This is a genomic window from Streptomyces luteosporeus (assembly GCF_039532865.1).
In the GTDB taxonomy this organism is placed as follows: Bacteria; Actinomycetota; Actinomycetes; order Streptomycetales; family Streptomycetaceae; genus Streptomyces; species Streptomyces luteosporeus.
The window spans coordinates 337398-354926 of record NZ_BAAASL010000003.1; the positions used below are offsets into that span (position 1 = coordinate 337398).

Genomic DNA, 17529 nt, shown 5'->3' on the forward strand with positions numbered 1-17529 from the left:
TGTGCTGCCAATGACGACGACCGAATCGGTATCGGAAGAGCATCCCGTACGCTTCTGGGACGTACCGGATCTGAACGGGCTGGCCTTCGACCCCTTCATGGAGGCGTGCCTGCGCGACGAGCCCGTCTCGCGCATCAAGCTGCCCAACGGCGAAGGCCACGCCTGGTTCGTCACCCGCTACGAGGACGTCAAGTTCGTCACCTCCGACCCGCGCTTCAGCCGGCAGGCCGTCCTCGGCCGCCCCATCACCCGCCTCGCCCCCCACTTCATCCCGCTGGACGAGGCCGTGGGCTTCGCCGACCCGCCCGAGCACACCCGGCTGCGCAAGTCCGTCGCCCGGTCGTTCACCGCCCCGCGCCTGGCCCGGCTGCGCCCGGCCGCCCAGCGCGCGGCCGACGAGCTCCTCGACGAGATGGAGCAGGAGGGGCCGCCCGCCGACCTGGTGCAGCACCTCCACGGCCCGCTGCCGCTCGCCGTCATCAGCGACCTGATGGGCGTGCCCCCGGCCGACCGGCCGCAGATGGCCCAGTGGACGGAGATCCAGCTCTCCGCCGGCCACGGCCGCGAGGCCAGCGAGCACGCCAAGAACGCCATGGCCGGCTACCTCACCGACCTGCTCGAAAGCCGGCGCGCCGAGCCCCGGGACGACCTGGCCGGCGAGCTCGCCCAGTCCGTCGACCAGGGCAACATCACCCTCGCCGAGGCCGTCGCCGTCGCCCTGCTCATCCAGGCCAGCGCCGCCCACGCCGTGCGCAACAACAGCGCCCAGGTGGTCTACGCCCTGCTCACTCACCCCGAGCAGCTCGCCCGCCTGCGCGCCGAGCCCGGCCTGCTGCCGCAGGCCCTCGAAGAGCTGCTGCGCTTCGTCCCGCACCGCAACGCCGTGGGCCTGGGCCGCATCGCCATGGAGGACGTCGAGGTCGGCGGGGTCCTCATCCGCAAGGGCGAGGTCGTCCACTCCTCGTACCTGACGGCCAACCGCGACCCGTCCGTCTTCGACCGTCCCCACGAGCTCGACTTCGACCGGGAGAACAACCCCCACCTGTCCTTCGGGCACGGACCCCACTTCTGCCTGGGGTCGATGCTCGCCCGGCTGGAGGAGGAGATCATCATCTCCACCCTGCTGCGGCGCTTCCCCGAGCTGCGCCTCGCGGTGCCGCCCGAGGAGGTCCGCTGGCAGCGCCGCGCCCTGATCCGCGGCCCGGAGAACCTGCCCGTCGCCTGGTGAAGCTGGTGAAGCTGGTGAAGCACCCGCCGGAAAGGGCCCCCGCACCATGACGCTCCTCAGCGCACCCGACGGCCTGGTCGTGCCCCCCGGATCGGGCCGCACCCTGGTCACCCCCGCCCAACAGGTCACCTTCAAGGTCACCGGCGAGCACTCCAGAGCCGCCTCCAGCTTCGAGGTCGTCGTCCCCCCGGGCTTCGACGTCGGCGCCCACCTGCACACGCGCAGCGAGGAGCTGTTCTACGTGCTGGAGGGCGAGCTGGACGTCCTCGCCTTCGAACCGCGGATCCGCACCCGTGACAGCTGGCGCGCGTGGGAGTCGGCCTCCGGGCAGCGCTGCGTACGGGCCACGGCCGGCACCGTCATCCTCGTCCCCCCGGGCTGCCCCCACGCCTTCGCCAATCCCACCGGCGAACCCGCCCGCATGTTCTTCCAGGCGGCGCCCCCGCCCGACCACGAGCGCTACTTCGACGAGCTCTTCGAGATCCTCAACTCCGGTCCCCCCGTGGACGAGGAGGCCGTCGCCGAGCTGCGCAAGCGCTACGACATCGAACAGCTCACCCCGTTGCGCATGGCGCCCCCGGGAACCCGGTGACGGCAGTACGGCGTTGGCAGGGCAGACCGCCACAGCGCTAGGAGCCGTCCACCCGTGTACCGCCTCACCTATGACGACGTCACCGCAGCCGCCTCCCGCGTGGCCGGGCACGTCCGCCCGGTCACCGTCGCCGAGGGGGACGGCGACGTACGACTCGCCCTCGAACACCTGCAGCACACCGGCTCCTTCAAGGCGCGCGGCGCCCACAACTTCCTCGCCGCCCACCGCGACGCCGGCACCCTGCCCGCGGCCGGGGTCACCATCGCCTCCGGCGGCAACGCCGGCCTGGCCTGCGCCTGGGCCGCCCGCCACCAGGGCGTGCCGGCCACCGTCTTCCTCCCGGAGAACGCCCCCCACGTCAAGGTCGCCAAACTGCGCGGCTACGGCGCCGACGTGCGCCTGGTGGGTAGCGAGTACGCCGAGGCCCTGGCCGCCTGCGAGGAGTTCGCCGCGACCACCGGCGCCCTGGCCAGCCACGCCTACGACCACCCGCTGATCGCCGCCGGCGCCGGCACCCTCCTGGAGGAGATCCGCGAGCGCGTCCCCGGCCTGGACACCGTGGTCGTCGCCGTCGGCGGCGGGGGCCTGTTCGCCGGTGTGGCCACCGCCGCCCGCGAGCACGGCATCCGCACCGTCGCGGTCGAGCCCGAGCACAGCAGCGCCCTGCACGCCGCCGTGCGCGCGGGCCACGTCGTCGACGTGGACGTCGACTCCGTCGCCGCCGACGCCCTCGGCGCCCGCCGGGTCTCCGAAGCCGCCCTGCACGCCGCCGCCGACCCCGGCGTCCGGTGCGTCCTCGTCCCGGACGGCGAGATCGTCCGCGCCCGCCGGGCCCTGTGGGACGACCGCCGCCTCGTCGTCGAACACGCCGGCGCCACCGCCCTGGCCGCCCTGACGGGCGGCGCCTACACCCCCGCCGACGGCGAGCGCGTCGCGGTGGTGCTGTGCGGCGCCAACACCGACCCCGCCGACCTCGTGCAGCGCTGACGGGAACCGGGCGGCGCCGCACGGCAGTCGTTCCCCGCGGGGAGGCGACCATGACACGACACGATGCGGCACCGCCCGAGGACCACCCGGGCTTCGTCGAACTGTCCGTACGGCTCACGGGCCTCGACGAGGCCCGGCTCCGCGCCACCGGCCTCGTACGGGCCCACCACGACACCACCCTTCAACGCCTGGGCCGCCCCGCGGTCGGCCGCTTCCTGGCCGACCTCGCGGCGGTCGGCGGCGACCCGCGACGGCTCACCGACGAGACCTCGCGCCGGATCGCCGACGCCATCACGCACCTGTGGCGGACGGGCCGTTGGCCGAGTGCTCCGGCGGATTGACCGAGCGCGGGGGAGCGGGGGTGATGTGCTCCCGGAGCGGAGGCCCGCTCGTCGGCACCAGCGACGGGGCGTGGGTGCGCGGCGGGGGCTCGGACGTCACCGGCGCCGGGACCCGCGTCGTGGGCGGGACCTTGGTGGGCGGCGCCGACGAGGTCCGGTGCGAGGGCGATCCCGTCGGCGCGTGGGAAGGCGTACCGGACGAGGGCAAACCGGAGGAAGGAGAACCGGAGGAAGGAGAACCGGAGGACGTGCCGGACGGCGTCCCCGTCGGGGAATCGGACGGGGAATCGGACGGGGAGCCCGAAGGGGTGCCGGTCGGCGTGCCCGACGCCCCGGACGCCGACGGCGCCGGGGTCTTCGGCAGCGGCACCGGGTACGTCTTGCTGTCCTCCCCGCCGTTGCTGCTGCCGGCCGGGCGGTCGAAGCCCCGGTCCGGGTGCCGGACGTCGACGTACGGCACGGTCTTGCGCGGCCCCTGCTCCACCGCGCGGGTCACCACGACGGTGATCTGCGTGACCTCGAAGCTCTGCCAGCGCGTCCCGGTGTACGTGGCCGAGGCGCGGTCGACCTTCCGGTCCGGCTGCAGCAGCGGGTTGCCGCAGTTGCACTTGACGGCCGGGCTGTCGTCGTCGGCGTCGCGCAGGATCGCGGTGCCGTACTGCAGGACGGAAAGGTACTCCACCGTCTTGCCGTTGCCCTCGTAGTTGTGGTTCTTCACCAGGGTGTCCTCGGGGACGATCTCCTCGTTCATCGCCATGATGTGCTCGCGGATGCGCTCCACCGGCACGTTGCGCACCTTCGCCCAGGCGGCGGCCTCGACCGGGTCCGCGGTGATCTGGGCGATCAGCTTGAGCTTGTCGCAGTGCGTCTGCCCCGGCGTGCCGCCGAAGGCGCCCCGGGCCCGGGCCCCGGGCAGGGGCCTGGTGCCCCGGAGGTCGGCCTCGGGGGCCTTGAGGAAGGGGTTGGCCGCCACCACTCCCGCGGCCTCCAGGGAGATCCGCTGCCCGCCGCCCCCCGAGGAGTCCGACGAGCAGCCCGCCGCGCCCGCGCCGGCGAGCAGCGCGCAGACGGCGAGCAGGGACGGGACACCTATCCGTTTGCGCTTCACAGGACGCACCCCCGTGGGCCGGTCTGGCTTGTCAACAGGAAGTCACCCAGCCGCCGTTGCACGTTCCCTGCGGCGTGGGAGTCGGGTTTTCGTACGTCGGCGTGGGCGTGGGCGTGGGCTCGGCCGTGTCCGTGGCGCCCTGGTCGTCGGAGCTCACCTGCTGGGGCGCCGACACCGAGCCCCCGCCCGGCGACTGTCCGCCCCCCGAGCCGCCGCCGCGCAGGGCGAACAGCGCGATCGTGCCGCCGGCGACGAGCAGCAGCGTGACGACGGCCGCGACGATCCGGGCCGCCATGCGGCGCGCAGGTGCGGCGGGCGCCGGGTACGGGGCGCCGTACGCGGCGGGCGCGACCGGCTGCGACGGCGCCGGCGGGGGGACGTACGGAACGTACGTGGGCGTCGGGTCCGGCGCCGGGGGCCGCGCCGGGCGGTCCACCGTGGTGCGCACGTATCCCGGTGCCTCCGTCACCCGCCCGCTGGCCACCGCCTCCAGCAGCCGCTCCGCCTCGGCCGAACCCATGCGGGCCTCCGGGTCCTTGCGCAACAGCCCCTCCAGCAACGGGGCCAGGGGCCCGGCCCGGCGAGGCGGGGCGGGCGCCTCGTCCACGACCGCCCGCAGGGTGCTCAGAGGGTCACCGCGGCGGAACGGGGAGACCCCCTCGACCGCCACGTACAGCAGGGCGCCCAGGGACCACAGGTCGGAAGGGATCCCGGGGCGCCGGCCCATGGCCCGCTCCGGGGCCAGGTACTCGGCGGAACCGATCAGGTCACCGGTACGGGTCAGCGTGCCCGCCCCCTCGACCAGGGCGATCCCGAAGTCGGTGAGCACCACCCGGCCGCCGGCCTCCAGCAGGACGTTCGCGGGCTTGACGTCGCGGTGCAGCACCCCGACGGCATGCGCGGCACGCAGCGCCTGCAGCACCAGAGCCCCGACCCGGGCGGCCTCCTTGGCCTGCAACGGGCCCTCCTGACGCAGCACATGGTCGAGGGATTCGCCGCGCACCAGCTCCATCACGATCCAGGGCCGGCCCTCCTGCTCGACCACGTCGTGCACCGTGATCACATTCGGGTGACTGACCCGCGCCGCCGCCCTGGCCTCCTGCTTCAGCCGCGCGTACAGCACGCGCACGTCGTCGTCGGACAGGTGCTCCGGCGCCCGCACCTCCTTTGCTGCGACCTCGCGGTCCAGCACCTCGTCCAGTGCGAGCCAGACGACCCCCATGCCGCCGCGGCCCAGTTCCTCCAGCAGCCGGTAGCGCCCGGCCACCAGCGGATGGCGGCGCCCCGCCTCGTCCATGTGCCCCTCCCTCCCCCGGCGCACGGTGCCGCGAGGCCGTGCGCGTTCGGGCCACACTGGCTGGGACGTGCCGCTGGTGCGGAGCGTTCCCGCCGTTCGTGAAGGGTGTGTGCGTGCGCCTGCCGGCCGGCCGTGTGGGTGCGACACGGCACCCGTCTGCGGGTGCGTCGTGGCTTGTCGCGCAGTTCCCCGCGCCCCTACGGGGCGCCCCCTACGCGCCGTGCACCGCCAGCATCCGGGCCACCGCCCGTGCCCAGGGGAACTCCTCGGCCCGGGCGCGGGCCGCCGCCCGCCGTGCGGGTTTCGGGTGGGTGAGTACGTGCTGCACCCCGTCCGCCATCGCCTCCGCCTCCGGGTGTACGGCCGTGCCCGCGCCCGGGGCCAGCAGTTCCCGGGCCGCGCCGCGGTCGGCGGTCACCACCGGGGTGCCGCAGGCCAGGGACTCCAGTGCCGCCAGGCCGAAGGACTCGGCCGGGCAGGGGGCGAGGGCCACGTCCGCCGCCGCGGTGAGTGCGGCCACCGAGCGCCGGTCCGAGAGGTAGCCGTGGAAGCGGGCCGGCAGGCCCGCCGCCCGTCGTTCCAGGCGATGGCGCTCCGGGCCGTCGCCCAGGACGTCCAGCCGGGCCGGCAATCCGCGCTCCCGCAGCACCCGGAGGGTTTCGATGGGGAGGTGGGGTTGTTTCTCCCGCGACAGCCGCCCCACGTACACCAGCCGCACGCCGTCCGGTGCCCCGGGCGCCGCGGCCGACGGGGAGAAGACGTCCAGGTCCACGCCCAGCGGCACCCGGTGCAGCACCGGTGCGCCGATGCGGACGAACTCGGCGCAGGAGAAGGCCGACAGGCTCACCACGGCGTCGAACAGCCGCACGAGCCGGCGGTTCCAGGCGTCCGCGGCGGGACGGAGCGGCACCCACGCCGGCAGCCAGGGGGCGAGGATCGCGTCCAGCCGCTCGTGGGACAGCAGCACCGACCGCACGCCCCGCTTCCGGGCCCAGGCGGCCGCGCCCACCAGGGTGAGTTTGTCCGAGACCTCGAGCGCGTCCGGTGCCAGGCGGTCGAGCAGACGGTGCAGGGCGGGCGTCGGCAGGGCGATCCGGTAGCCGCCGCTCACGGGCAGGCCCGGCAGGGAGCACCGCAGCCCCGTCGCGTCGCGCTCGCAGGAGGCACGGGTTCCCGGCACGACGAGCACCCGCTCGTGGCCCGCCGCGGCATAACCGCGCCCGAGCGCGTCGAGCGTGGTGCGGGTGCCGCCCGACTGCGGGCCGTAGAAGTTGGCGAGCTGCACGATCCTCACGGCGTTCCCCGTCCGCGTACCGCCACCAGTTCGGCGTACGTCAGCGGCTCCGCCCCCGCGGCCAGCGCCGCGTCGATCGCCGCCAGGGCGCTCTCGCGCAGCCCGGGCCGGGCCAGGTCGGCCGGGTGCAGGGCGATGCGGAAGGACCGGCCCCGGCGGGCCCACCGGCAGGCCGCCCACGGCAGGAGGCGGGCCGCCGCGTGCTCACCGAGGCCGCCGGGGCGGTGGCACAGGGCGGGCAGGCGGTATCGCCGGCCGGTGCGCAGGTCGTGCACGGCCAGGTGGGAGGTGGTGTAGGCGAGGCCCGAGGCGCGCAGGGCCGCCATGGTGCCGGGGGAGGCGAGCCAGCCGGGCGGGGTGAAGCCCTGCGGGTGGATCCCGGCGCGGGCCAGTTCCGCCCGTCCCCGGGCGAGGCGGTCGGCGGCCTCGCGCGCGTCGAGCGCACAGAACTCGGCGCACCCGCGGGCCAGGAGCCGGTTCAGCAGGCGCCGGCGACGGGGGCCGCCGGGCACGGCCCGGTGCGTGAAGCCGTGCTGGGCGAGCTCGTGCCCGCGCCGCGCGGCGGCGTGCAGCCACCGGACGAGGGCGGGGTCGTCCGCCAGCGGAACCCCGCGCCAGGCGCCCGGTACGAGCAGCAGCGTCGCCGGCACGTCGCGGCACTCCAGCTCGGCCACCCACTCGCGGGTCCGCGAGAAGCTCCAGGGGGCGACGTCGTGCACCGAGACCACGAATTGCGCTGTCACACCGTCCAGCATCCCCCAGCGGTGCGCACGGCCGGTGGACGTGCGGTGAACCGGGCCCGCCGTGGCACCCGCCTCCGAGGGGTGTTGCACACTGTGCCCAACGGCTTGTCATGTTCAGTTGGGGAGGGAGACATCATGCGTCTGGCGGACGCCCCGGGTGCACAGGAGGAGATCCGCATCGACGCGCCTGCGGCCGTCGTGTGGAAGCTCGTGACGGACATCGGCCTGCCCGCCCGCCTGAGCACCGAGCTCCAGAGCACGGCCTGGCTGGACGGTGCCACCGGTGCGGAGCCGGGCGCGCGCTTCGAGGGGTTCAACCGCCACCCGTACGCGGGGGAGTGGCGGACGGTCTCCCACGTCGTCGGGTTGGTCCCCGAGCGGCTGTTCAGCTGGGCGGTCACCGACCCCGACGGCCGCTACGGCGGCGGCGAGGCCGACCCGGCCCACCCCATTGCCACCTGGAAGTTCGAACTGGAGCCCGACGGTCCGGAGGGGGCGGCCACGCTGCTGCGCCAGTCCGTGCGCATGGGCCCCGCGCCCTCGGGGATCAGCGTGGCCATCGCCCGGATGCCCGATCGCGAGGAGGAGCTCGTGGCCATGCGGCTGGAGGAGTTCAAGGCGGGCATGCGCGCCACCCTCGAAGGCGTCAAGCGGCTCGCCGAGGAAGGGGCGTAGGCGCCGGCACCGGAGCACGGTATCCGGGTGGCGGTCCGGCCCGGCCTGGCGGCGAATCGGCCGGTCGTCGATCAAGGTGATCACATGACGACGATCAAGGCGATCTCCTTCAGCTCGTACGGACCGGCCGACGTCCTGCGGCCGGTCGAGGTGCCGCTGCCCGTCCCCGGGCCGGGACAGGTCCGCATCGCGGTGCGCTGCGCCGGCGTCAACCCGCTCGACCACAAGCTGCGCAGCGGTGCCATGGCCGGCACCTTCCCCCTGGAGCTGCCGCACGTCCCCGGCGTGGAGGCGTCCGGCCTGGTCGAGGCGGTGGGGGAGGGCGTGACGCAGGTACGGGCGGGGGACGCCGTGTTCGGGCGCACCGTGACCGGCGCCTACGCCGAGCAGGCGCTGGCCCGGGAGGACCAGGTCGTCATCAAGCCCGTCTCGCTCGCCTGGGAGGAGGCGGCCGCCCTGCCGGTGGCCGCCGAGACGGCCCGGCGGGTGATGGAGCTGCTGGACCTCGGCGACGGCGAGACGCTGCTCGTCCACGGCGCCGCCGGCGGCGTGGGCACCCTGGCCGTGCAGTTCGCCCGGGCCCGCGGGGTGCGGGTCATCGGCACGGCGAGCGAGTCCAACCACGCCTACCTGCGCGGCCTCGGGGCGATCCCGGTGACGTACGGGCAGGGGCTCGCCGAGCGGGTGCGCGAGGCGGCCGCGCCCGGCCGGGTGGACGCGGCGCTGGACGCCGTGGGCAAGGGGGACGCCGTGTGGGTGTCCGTCGAGGTGACCGGCGGCGCCGACCGGGTGGTGTCGATCGCCGACGCCGAGGGCGCCCGGCTGCACGGGGCCCGCTTCAGCTCGGGCGGCCGGGAGGTACGGCCGGTGCCCGCGCTGAACGAGGCGCTGGCCCTGCACGAGGCGGGGCTGCTGCAGCTGCCCGTCCACCGCCTCTACCGCCTGGAGGAGGCGGCCGACGCGCACCGGGAGAGCGAGCACGGCCACCTCACCGGAAAGATCGTCCTCGCCGTCGCCTGACGGCGGCCGGCGAGGACGGGAGGCCGGGGCGGGGGTCAGCCCACCCGGCCGTACCAGACGCTGCCGGTCCAGATGCGTTCCTTGCGCACGGTGGTGCCCGGCTTGGGGGCGTGCCAGATCGTGTTGCTACCCGCGTAGATCCCGACGTGGTAGACGTTGCTGCCGGAGTGGAAGAACACCAGGTCGCCCGGTGTGCGGGAGCCGGCGGAGATGTGCCGGGTGCGGTTGTACTGGTCGGCGGCGGTGCGCGGCAGGTTCTTGCCGGCCTTCTTGAACGAGTACAGGGTCAGGCCCGAGCAGTCGAAGCGGTTGGGGCCGGTGGCGCCCCACTGGTAGGGGGAGCCGGCCTTGGAGGCCGCGATCCTCAGTGCCTGCTCGCCGGTGGTCGCCGCCGAGGCGCCGGGGGCGAGGCCGGGAACGAGGACCGATGCCGCGACGGTGGCGGCGGTCAGGGCCGACGCGGTGGCGGCCCGGGAAACGAGTGCAGGTATGCGAGGCAACGCAGACATGCCACAGCCCTTCGGCATCCGCCTGCGAAAGATGACCTGTCGGGTTCGGGCTGCGAAGTTGCCCGGCCAGCATCTGGCTTCACCCCAAGGACCACCGCGTTCGTGGTCCGTACCGCTTGGGTCTCCCGCTCCTGCCGATCGACGAATCGATTCCGCACCCGGTGCGGCGGCAGGACTCGGCGTTCCGCCCGGGTGGCCCGCCTCGGTGACGGGATCTTGTGTTCGACGAGAGATCCTGCACCATCGCCCGCCCGGATTCCGTACCCGGAGCGGCAATTGTGAACTTCTTCACTTCGGGCGAAATGGTGCAACCATCACCTGTCCAGACCGCCTGTCCTGCGACGGAAGGCGGGCTACCGCGGGTAGGTGACGGCCCGTCAGCACGGCTCGCGCCAGGCGTCCAGCTCCAGCTTCTTGCGCATCGAACTCAGCCCCAGCCGCTTCGCCGTGCCGCAGAATTTGTCCGTCGGAAGGTCGTATTCGACGTGGAAGACCGCTTTGTTCTCCTTGATGAAGGGGGTCAGCTTCTCGCACTCCTTGTACTGCGCGCACTGCTCGTTCACCGCGAAGTCGAAGTCGCCCACCAGCGCGGGAATCTGCTCCAGGTCGTTCTTCAGCCCCACCGCGAGCCCGCGCTCGTGCGCCAGCCGCGCCAGCATCCGGTTGAACGCCAGCTGGTGGGCGGCCGTCAGCGGAAATCCCGTGCCGTTGCGGAACCCCTCCGTCAGATCCGGCTCGACCGCGTCGAAACCCTTCTGACGGCACATGTCCATGCGGGCGGCCATGAGCGGCCGCAGCTCGTCCAGACGGCGGATGTCCAGCCACTTCTCGCCGTCCCAGCCCTTGTTCTTGCGGCCCAGCAGCCCCTTGGGGAACGCGTCCTTGTCCGGCCGGAAGTCCTCCCACGCACCGGCGTTGATGTAACAGATCACCTTCCGGCCGCGGGCGTGCAGCGCCGCCACGGTCTCCGCCGTGTTCTCGAAGCCGTCGATGTCGTAGACGGGCACGTCGAGGGAGGTGTCGGCCGCGGCGAGCTTCCCGCCGAGCTGCCACTGCCAGGCCGTGCCCGGGCGCGGCTGCCAGCGGTCACCGGGCCGCCCCGAGGGGGCCGGCGCGGTGGCCGTCGGCCTCCCGTCCGGCTCGCCGTCCTCGTCCTCCTCCGGCGCCGACGAGCAACTCGCCAGCACCAGCAGCAGCACGCCCAGCAACCCGGCCCGTAGGCGCCGGTCCTTCACCGCGTCCCTCCCCGTTCCTGTTCCCGTTCCTGTTCCTGCATCTCCTGCGCACCGGCCGGCGGCGGGGCGCTGCGCCACGGGTTCGCACCCGTGCCCGGCACGGCGCAGTGCACGCCCGCGCCGCGGACCGCGGCCGTGCGGGCCACCTCGTGCGCCCGCCCCTCGGGCACCGCGTGCACCAGGTGGCAGAAGCGCTCCGGCGGATGGTCGGCCGTCCACGCCGGCACCCGCGCCCGGCGGTAGTCCTCCCACGTCCCCTCGAAGGTCACCAGCACATCGGCCAGCTCCGCGTACCCGGGGTCCGGGTGCGTGCCCGGGTTGAGCACGGCGCTGCGGGCGCCCAGCACCCGCGCGGCCAGCACCAGCCGGCGGTAGCGGGGCAGGTGGGCGGCGTGCACCGGCACCTGGTCGAGGAAGACCCCGTCCACCTCGTACCACCGGCGGTGCCGGCGCACGTCGGCGACCACGGCGCGGGTGCGCCGCCGGCCGTACCCGGTGTCGACGTACCCCAGCAGCGCGACGCCCGCGGCGCGCAGCCGTCCGGCCACCGCACGGAAGGCCGGATCGGGCCGGTCGCCGGGACCGTCGGCCGCGTTGAGCACCACCGCGTGCAGGCGCGGGGCCTCGCGCAGCAGGGCCTCCCACGCCTGTGGCCCCTCGCCGGGATGGACGTACAGCGGGACCAGCAGCCGCCCGGACGTCACCGGACGTACTCCTCGGGCCGGTCGCGCACCTCGGCCCACAGATCCGCCAGGGACTCCTCCAGCGAGCGGCGCGGGGTCCACCCCAGGCTGCGGGTGACGGCGGTGGTGTCGGCCTGCTGCCAGGGCACGGCGGCCGAGCGCGGCGAACCGTCGCCCTGCTCGTCGACGCGCTCGCCCACGTCCCCCGTGAAGCCGCCCGCCCGCAGCAGCCCCTCGGCGACGTCCCGTACGAGACGGGCCGTGCCGCTGCCGACGTTGAGGACGGCGGGCAGCGGCCGGGGCGCGGTCACGGCCCGGGCGACGGCCTCCGCGACGTCCCGTACGTCGACGAAGTCGCGGTACGCCGACAGGTCGCCCGTCTTCACCCGGCCGTCGGGGCCCGCCGCGCGCGGCGCGGCGGCCAGCCGGCCGGGCAGGGAGGCGGCCGGGGCGCCGGGGCCGACGGGGTTGAACACCCGCAGCACCACCGCGTCCAGGCCGGATCCGGTCACCGCGAGGGTGCCGGCGAGCTTGCTCGCGCCGTACAGCCCGGCCGGGCGCGCCGGGCCGGCCTCGGCCGCCGGCCGGTGGCCGTCGGCCGGCCCGTACTCGGCCGCCGAGCCCAGGTGCACCAGGCGCGCGTCGGGGGCCGCCGCGTGCAGGGCCTCGCACAGCAGCGCGGGGCCGCGGGCGTTGACGCCGGTGAGGGTCAGCGCGCTGCCGCCCACCGCCCCGGCGCAGTTGACCACGGCGTCGGGGGCCGCGCCGCGCACCACGGAGATCAGCCGGTCCGGGCACGTGGCCGCGAGGTCGAGGGGAAAGGCGGCGCGCGGGGAGCGGCCGCCCTCGAGCACCAGCGCGCCCGGCAGGGCGCGCAGGCGCTCGGCGGCGTGCCGGCCCAGGAAGCCGGTCGCGCCGAGGAGGAGGATGCGCACGGGGCCGGTCACGCTCCCTTGATCAGCATGTCGCGGCGGACGGCGAACTCCGCGTTCGCCCGGTCGTAGTCGTCCGGCCGGCCGATGTCCAGCCAGTACCCGTCGAAATCATAGGCGCGCGGCGGGGTGCCGGCCTCCAGCAGGTCCAGCACCAACTCGTCGAAGCCCAGCGGCAGGCCGGGCGTGTAGCGGCCGAGCGCATCGCGGCTGACGCCGTAGACGCCCATGGAGACCCGGTAGTCCATGCTGGGCTTCTCGGTGAAGGCCACGACCCGGTCGGCCTCCGTGGTCAGCACCCCGAAGTCGATGCTGACCCGGCGCGGATAGGTGGCGATGGTCAGCGGCGCCCCGGAGGCGGTGTGGTCGCGCAGCACGTCGCCGAAGTCGAGGTCGGTCAGGACGTCGCCGTTCATCACCAGGAACCGCTCGGGCAGCCGGTCGGCCATGGTCAGCAGCGGGCCCATGGTGCCCAGCGGGCTCTCCTCGGTGGTGTAGTCCACGCGCAGGCCCCACTGCGAGCCGTCGCCCACGTAGGCGCGGATGATGTGGCCCAGGTGGCCGATGGCCAGGGTGCAGCTGGTGAACCCGGCGCCCGCCAGCTGGCGCATGACGATTTCGAGGATGGCGTGCTGATCGCCGATGGGCACCAGGGGCTTGGGCAGTGCGGTGGTGTACGGGCGGAGCCGGACGCCCTTGCCTCCGGCGAGGATGACTGCGTGCATGTCGGTGCCGTTCCTCTCTTGTGCCGCCCCGCGGGCGGCACACGGTTGTGGTGCGGCGTGGGTGGGCCGAGAACGTCAGACGTTGTAGATGCCGGTCTTGTAGCGGGAGAGGTTGGCGGGGTCGCGGAAGAAGTCGACGGTCTGCGCGAGCCCCTGCTCCAGGGTGTGCGCCGGCGCCCAGCCGGTGGCGGCCCGCAGCCGGGAGGAGTCGCAGACCAGACGCATCACCTCGGAGGCGGCCGGGCGCACCCGGGCGCTGTCCTCCCGCACGTCGAGCTCGGCGTCCATGATCTTGCCGATGAGGGCGACCAGGTCGCCGACCGAGATCTCCTCGCCGGTGCCGGAGTTGAAGGTGCGCCCGAGCACGGCCTCGGCGGGGGCGGTGCCCACCGCGCGGAAGGCGGCCACGGTGTCCTTGACGAAACTGAAGTCGCGCGTGGGGCGCAGGTCGCCGAGGGTGATGGTGTGCTGTCCCGCGGCCACCTGCCCGATGACGGTGGGGATCACCGCGCGCATCGACTGCCGCGGCCCGAAGGTGTTGAAGGGCCGCAGCGTGACCACCGGCAGGCCGAAGCTCGCGTGGTAGCTGTCCGCCAGCCGGTCGCCGCCGGCCTTGGAGGCGGCGTACGGCGACTGCGTGTTGATCGGGTGGTCCTCATTGATGGGCACGGTCTGCGCGGTGCCGTAGGTCTCGCTGGTGGAGGTGTGCACCAGGCGCGGGATGCCCAGGTGGCGTACGGCCTCCAGGACGTTGAGGGTGCCGGTGACGTTGGTCTCCACGTAACTGTGCGGGGCGCGGTACGAGTAGGGGATGGCGATCAGTGCGGCCAGGTGGTAGACGACCTCGGCGCCGGTCACCAGCCCCTGTACGGAGCCGGGGTCGCGGACGTCGCCGAGGACGATCTCCACGTGGTCGAGGACGTCCTGCGGCAGCGTCTCCAGCCAGCCGAAGGACGAGAAGGAGTTGTACTGCACCATCGCCCGGACCCGGTGGCCGTCGGCGACGAGCGCCTCCACCAGATGCGAGCCGATGAAGCCTTCGGCGCCGGTGACGGCGACGACAGTCGGTGCGGACACGAGCGGTCTCCTCGGGATCGAAGGATCGAGCGATCGAAGGTTCAGGGGTCGGCGGTCGCAGGCGCGCTAGCGGTGGGTGGTGATCCGGCCGAGGCGGGCGGCGGCCACCGCCAGCAGCACCACCGCCGCGCAGCCGCCGGCGATCAGCCGCCCGGCGAGCGGCGAGGGCGGCCCCGGCGCCAGCGCGGCCGCCTCGGCGGCGGCCGCGCCCGTACACAGCAGGGCCGGCAACCAGGCGGCGCCGTACGCCTGCAGCAGCAGCCCGGTCCACAGCACCGCGCCGAGTGCGAGCAGCGCGGCGAGGGCGGCCCCGGTGGGCGGTGCGCCGCCGGGCCACAGCGCCCCGACGACCCCGACCAGGGCGGTCAGGACGGCGAGGTAGGCGCCCACGCACCCGGCCAGCACCCGTGCCGCCCGCCCCAGCAGGCCGGCCGGCGTGGTCACCGCGCCCAGCGCCGCAAGGGCCCGGCCCCGGCAGCGGTACAGCAGCCATTCGGCGGCGCCCATGCTCAGGGTCAGGGAGATCACCGACGGCCCGCTCGCCGGGTTCGCCGTGTGGTCGGCCACGTTCCCGCCGAGCGCGGCGATGACCGTCAGCACCCCGCAGCCCAACCCGAACAGGCCGTACGGCACGGACGCGTGCAGCGGCGGCGCCGGGACACCGGCCGGTGCCTTCTCGCCGCGCAGGGCCCGTACCGTCTGCCACCCGGCGCCGGCCAGTGCCCCGCCGGTGGTGGCCAGCAGCAGGCAGGTGCCCACCACGGCCGGCGGGTCGGTCACGAGCAGGGCCGCGCCGCCGGCCGCGGTCGGCAGCAGCGCGAGCAGCAGCAGCCGTTCGTGCCCCAGGACGAGCAGGACGGTGGCCGCCGCCAGGTACAGCGCCTGGCCCGCGGCGAAGGCCGCCGTCCGCGCGGGCGCGGCCAGGGCCAGGGCCGCGGCGGCGGCCAGCGCCGCGGCGAGCGGGGCGCCGGCGGCCAGGCGGCGGGCGGCCGCCGCCCTTCCGCCGGCGGCCAGGCGCACGTACGCGCGGTGGGCCAGGGCCTGGTTCAGGGCCCAGGCCACCAGGGCGGAGGCCACCAGGGCCGAGGTGCCGGCGGGCTGCCCGAAGCGCTCGTGGGGTCCGTCGGGCAGCGGCGAGCCGAGCGCGTAGCCGAGGCCCGGCAGGGTGAAGACGACCGAACGCAGGCCGAACCGGCCGGGGGACACCCGCCACGGGTCGGGCCGCGGACCGGGCTCGGGATGGGCGCGCGGGACGAGGGCGAAGAGCTCGGTGGCCAGCTCGAAGGCGTCGCGCCGGCCGTAGCGCTCGGCTATCTGCTCCCCCGTCAGGCCGCCGGCCTCCAGGACGGCGGCTATCTCGTCGGGGTGCACGGCCGCGGCGCACACCTCGGCCATCTCGCGGGCCAGTTCGGCTATCGGGTCGGCCGCCCAGCGCGGCCGCGACCGGCCCGGCGGGGGGCCGGCCGCGAGCGGCACGGGGTCCCCCTCGCCGGGCACCAGGCGCAGCAGTCCGCTCATCCGGCACCCCCGGCGGCCATGGCCAGGGCCGGTACGGGCTCGTGGACCGGGACGCCTACGGACTCCGGCCGGTTCGGGCCGGACAGGTCGTGGTAGATGGCGCGGAAGGCGTCGATGGTCTGGCGCAGGGTGAACTGCTCGATCACCCGCAGCCGCGCCGCCTCGCCCATCCGCGCGCGCCGCTCCGGGTCCCGCAGGAGGTCCAGGGCCGCCCGGGCCATGGCCTTAGGATCCCGCGGCGGGACGACCAGGCCGCACTCGCCCACCGCCTCCCGCACCCCGCCGACGTCGGTGGAGACGGTGGCGCGGCCGCAGGACATCGCCTCGATCAGGGTGAAGGGGAAGCCCTCGCTGATGCTGGAGAGCATCACCACGTTCCCGGCGGCGTAGGCGTCGCGGATGTCCTCCACCCGGCCCTCGAAGACCACCGCCCCGCCCACCCCGAGCTCGGCGGCCAGCGCCTCGCAGGCGGTGCGGTAGCCCTCCCCGCCGCGCGGGGTGCCGCCGAACAGGCGCAGCCGGGCCTCGGGCACCTCGGCCCGCACCAGCGCGAAGGCGCGGATGAGGGTCTCCAGGCCCTTGATGGGGTCGACCCGGCCGGCCCAGCTGAGCGTGGGCACCTCCGGCTCCGGCCCGGCGGGCGGGAAGGCGGTGGGGTCCACGCCGTTGTAGACGGTGCGGATGCGCTCGGGCGGGGTGCCGCCGTGCTCCTCCCAGCGGCGGTTGTAGCGGTTGCCGGGGGTGACCAGGGCCGCGCAGCGGTAGCCCTCGATCGCCAGCAGCCGGAACAGCCCGAGCATCAGGGCCTTGACCGGCCAGCGGTAGGGCTCGGCCCGGAAGCCCAGGTAGCGCTCGCGCAGGTAGATGCCGTGCTCGGTGAGCAGGAAGGGGGTGCCGTGGCGGTGGTGGGCGACCAGCCCGGGCAGGGTGGCGAGGCCCCCGCTGACGGCGTGGGTGATGCCCTCGGCCGGCACCTCGGCGGCGAGCGGGCGCAGGGCGTGTTCGAGCAGGTCGGTGGCGGCGAGCGCGTCGTGGAGCGTGGGCCGGGCGGCGGCCGTCGCCAGGTGCGGGCGGTTCCACAGGCGGGCCAGCAGGCGGGCCGCGGCCTCGCCGCGCAGGGCGGGGAAGAGCGTGCCGCCGCTCGCGTACTCGGCCAGCCGGTGGAAGCTGCGGGAGAAGTGGTGTGCGTGGGCCGGGTCCAGCAGGGCGAGCAGGAACTGCTCGTAGGCGGTCAGGAAGCGGCGCAGCGCGCGTCCCCGCGGCGCCCGCCCGGGCGGTGGCGGCCCCCACAGGGGGAGCGCCTGCACCGCCCGGACGTGGCCGGGCAGCTGCCAGGCGAGCGACTCGCGGCCGGTGCCGGTCACCGCGATGACGCGGAAGTCGATGTCCGGCATGCCCTGGACGAGTTGGTCGCACCACACGCTGACCCCGCCGTGGCTGTGCGGGTAGGTCCCCTCGGTGAGCAGGGTCACCGAGGGCGCGGCCGAGGCCGGCCCGGCTGTCGGTCCGTGCATGAAAGGTCGAATCTCTCCGGTAGACGGTGGGACGTGGAGTGGTTCAGCACG

At 75.0% G+C, this 17529-nt stretch carries 18 protein-coding genes and 1 riboswitch; of the genes, 6 read left to right on the top strand and 12 right to left on the bottom strand.

Going from position 1 to position 17529, the window contains the following annotated elements; all coding sequences use genetic code 11:
* Window positions 1–10 precede the first annotated feature (10 nt).
* The 4 genes from ABD361_RS05470 to ABD361_RS05485 are packed head-to-tail and all read left to right on the top strand — an operon-like array spanning window position 11 to window position 3148.
* Window positions 11–1228 carry a cytochrome P450 gene (locus ABD361_RS05470; RefSeq protein WP_344433564.1) on the top strand — a complete coding sequence of 406 codons (1218 nt, stop codon included), beginning with the start codon at window positions 11–13 and terminating at the stop codon, window positions 1226–1228.
* Window positions 1229–1274: 46 nt separating this feature from the next.
* A complete protein-coding gene (locus ABD361_RS05475) occupies window positions 1275–1820 on the top strand; it encodes a cupin domain-containing protein (RefSeq protein ID WP_344433566.1) in 546 nt (181 codons plus the stop codon).
* 54 nt (window positions 1821–1874) lie between these two features.
* Window positions 1875–2807, top strand: a complete 933-nt coding sequence (locus ABD361_RS05480; RefSeq protein WP_344433567.1) for a serine/threonine dehydratase — start codon at window positions 1875–1877, stop codon at window positions 2805–2807.
* A 50-nt stretch (window positions 2808–2857) separates the two neighbouring features.
* On the top strand, window positions 2858–3148 hold the full coding sequence (locus ABD361_RS05485; protein ID WP_344433568.1) for a hypothetical protein: 291 nt from the start codon (window positions 2858–2860) through the stop codon (window positions 3146–3148).
* On the opposite strand, the gene ABD361_RS05490 is transcribed toward ABD361_RS05485, so the two are convergent.
* The 4 genes from ABD361_RS05490 to ABD361_RS05505 form a co-directional block, all read right to left on the bottom strand.
* On the bottom strand, window positions 3099–4256 hold the full coding sequence (locus ABD361_RS05490) for a DUF6777 domain-containing protein (protein ID WP_344433570.1): 1158 nt from the start codon (window positions 4254–4256) through the stop codon (window positions 3099–3101). The two genes, ABD361_RS05485 and ABD361_RS05490, sit on opposite strands and share 50 nt — an antisense overlap.
* 31 nt (window positions 4257–4287) lie before the next feature.
* Complete coding sequence (locus ABD361_RS05495; protein WP_344433571.1) at window positions 4288–5553, bottom strand: serine/threonine-protein kinase; 1266 nt, start codon at window positions 5551–5553, stop codon at window positions 4288–4290.
* Window positions 5554–5764: 211 nt separating this feature from the next.
* On the bottom strand, window positions 5765–6847 hold the full coding sequence (locus ABD361_RS05500) for a glycosyltransferase (RefSeq protein WP_344433572.1): 1083 nt from the start codon (window positions 6845–6847) through the stop codon (window positions 5765–5767).
* Entirely contained in the window at window positions 6844–7590 is a 747-nt protein-coding gene (locus ABD361_RS05505; RefSeq protein WP_344433573.1) for a DUF2334 domain-containing protein, read from the bottom strand. The genes ABD361_RS05500 and ABD361_RS05505 overlap by 4 nt, the downstream gene beginning before the upstream one ends.
* A 135-nt stretch (window positions 7591–7725) precedes the next feature.
* Here ABD361_RS05505 and ABD361_RS05510 point away from each other — a divergent pair, with 135 nt between their 5' ends.
* Entirely contained in the window at window positions 7726–8265 is a 540-nt protein-coding gene (locus ABD361_RS05510; RefSeq protein ID WP_344433574.1) for an SRPBCC family protein, read from the top strand.
* A gap of 93 nt (window positions 8266–8358) precedes the next feature.
* Window positions 8359–9285 (top strand): NADP-dependent oxidoreductase, encoded by a 927-nt coding sequence (locus ABD361_RS05515; RefSeq protein WP_344433675.1) that lies wholly within the window; start codon window positions 8359–8361, stop codon window positions 9283–9285.
* A 35-nt stretch (window positions 9286–9320) separates the two neighbouring features.
* Here the strand turns inward: ABD361_RS05515 and ABD361_RS05520 are convergent, their stop codons facing one another.
* From ABD361_RS05520 to pelF, 8 genes are all read right to left on the bottom strand, one after another.
* Window positions 9321–9794, bottom strand: a complete 474-nt coding sequence (locus ABD361_RS05520; protein ID WP_344433576.1) for a C40 family peptidase — start codon at window positions 9792–9794, stop codon at window positions 9321–9323.
* A gap of 3 nt (window positions 9795–9797) precedes the next feature.
* Window positions 9798–9948, bottom strand: a riboswitch (cyclic di-AMP (ydaO/yuaA leader).
* Between the two features lie 223 nt (window positions 9949–10171).
* Window positions 10172–11029, bottom strand: a complete 858-nt coding sequence (locus ABD361_RS05525; RefSeq protein ID WP_344433577.1) for an endo alpha-1,4 polygalactosaminidase — start codon at window positions 11027–11029, stop codon at window positions 10172–10174.
* Window positions 11026–11733, bottom strand: a complete 708-nt coding sequence (locus ABD361_RS05530) for a spherulation-specific family 4 protein (protein WP_344433578.1) — start codon at window positions 11731–11733, stop codon at window positions 11026–11028. Before ABD361_RS05530 ends, ABD361_RS05525 begins: the two co-directional genes overlap by 4 nt.
* The gene (locus ABD361_RS05535; protein ID WP_344433676.1) at window positions 11730–12647 is read right to left on the bottom strand and encodes an NAD-dependent epimerase/dehydratase family protein; all 918 of its coding nucleotides are present in this window, start codon (window positions 12645–12647) and stop codon (window positions 11730–11732) included. The genes ABD361_RS05530 and ABD361_RS05535 overlap by 4 nt, the downstream gene beginning before the upstream one ends.
* Window positions 12648–12655: 8 nt before the next feature.
* Window positions 12656–13369 carry a sugar phosphate nucleotidyltransferase gene (locus tag ABD361_RS05540; protein WP_344433579.1) on the bottom strand — a complete coding sequence of 238 codons (714 nt, stop codon included), beginning with the start codon at window positions 13367–13369 and terminating at the stop codon, window positions 12656–12658.
* Between the two features lie 75 nt (window positions 13370–13444).
* Entirely contained in the window at window positions 13445–14446 is a 1002-nt protein-coding gene (locus tag ABD361_RS05545) for an SDR family NAD(P)-dependent oxidoreductase (RefSeq protein ID WP_344433580.1), read from the bottom strand.
* 66 nt (window positions 14447–14512) lie between these two features.
* A complete protein-coding gene (locus ABD361_RS05550) occupies window positions 14513–15964 on the bottom strand; it encodes a hypothetical protein (protein WP_344433581.1) in 1452 nt (483 codons plus the stop codon).
* Window positions 15961–17478, bottom strand: a complete 1518-nt coding sequence (gene pelF, locus ABD361_RS05555; RefSeq protein ID WP_344433582.1) for a GT4 family glycosyltransferase PelF — start codon at window positions 17476–17478, stop codon at window positions 15961–15963. Before pelF ends, ABD361_RS05550 begins: the two co-directional genes overlap by 4 nt.
* Window positions 17479–17529: the final 51 nt, after the last annotated feature.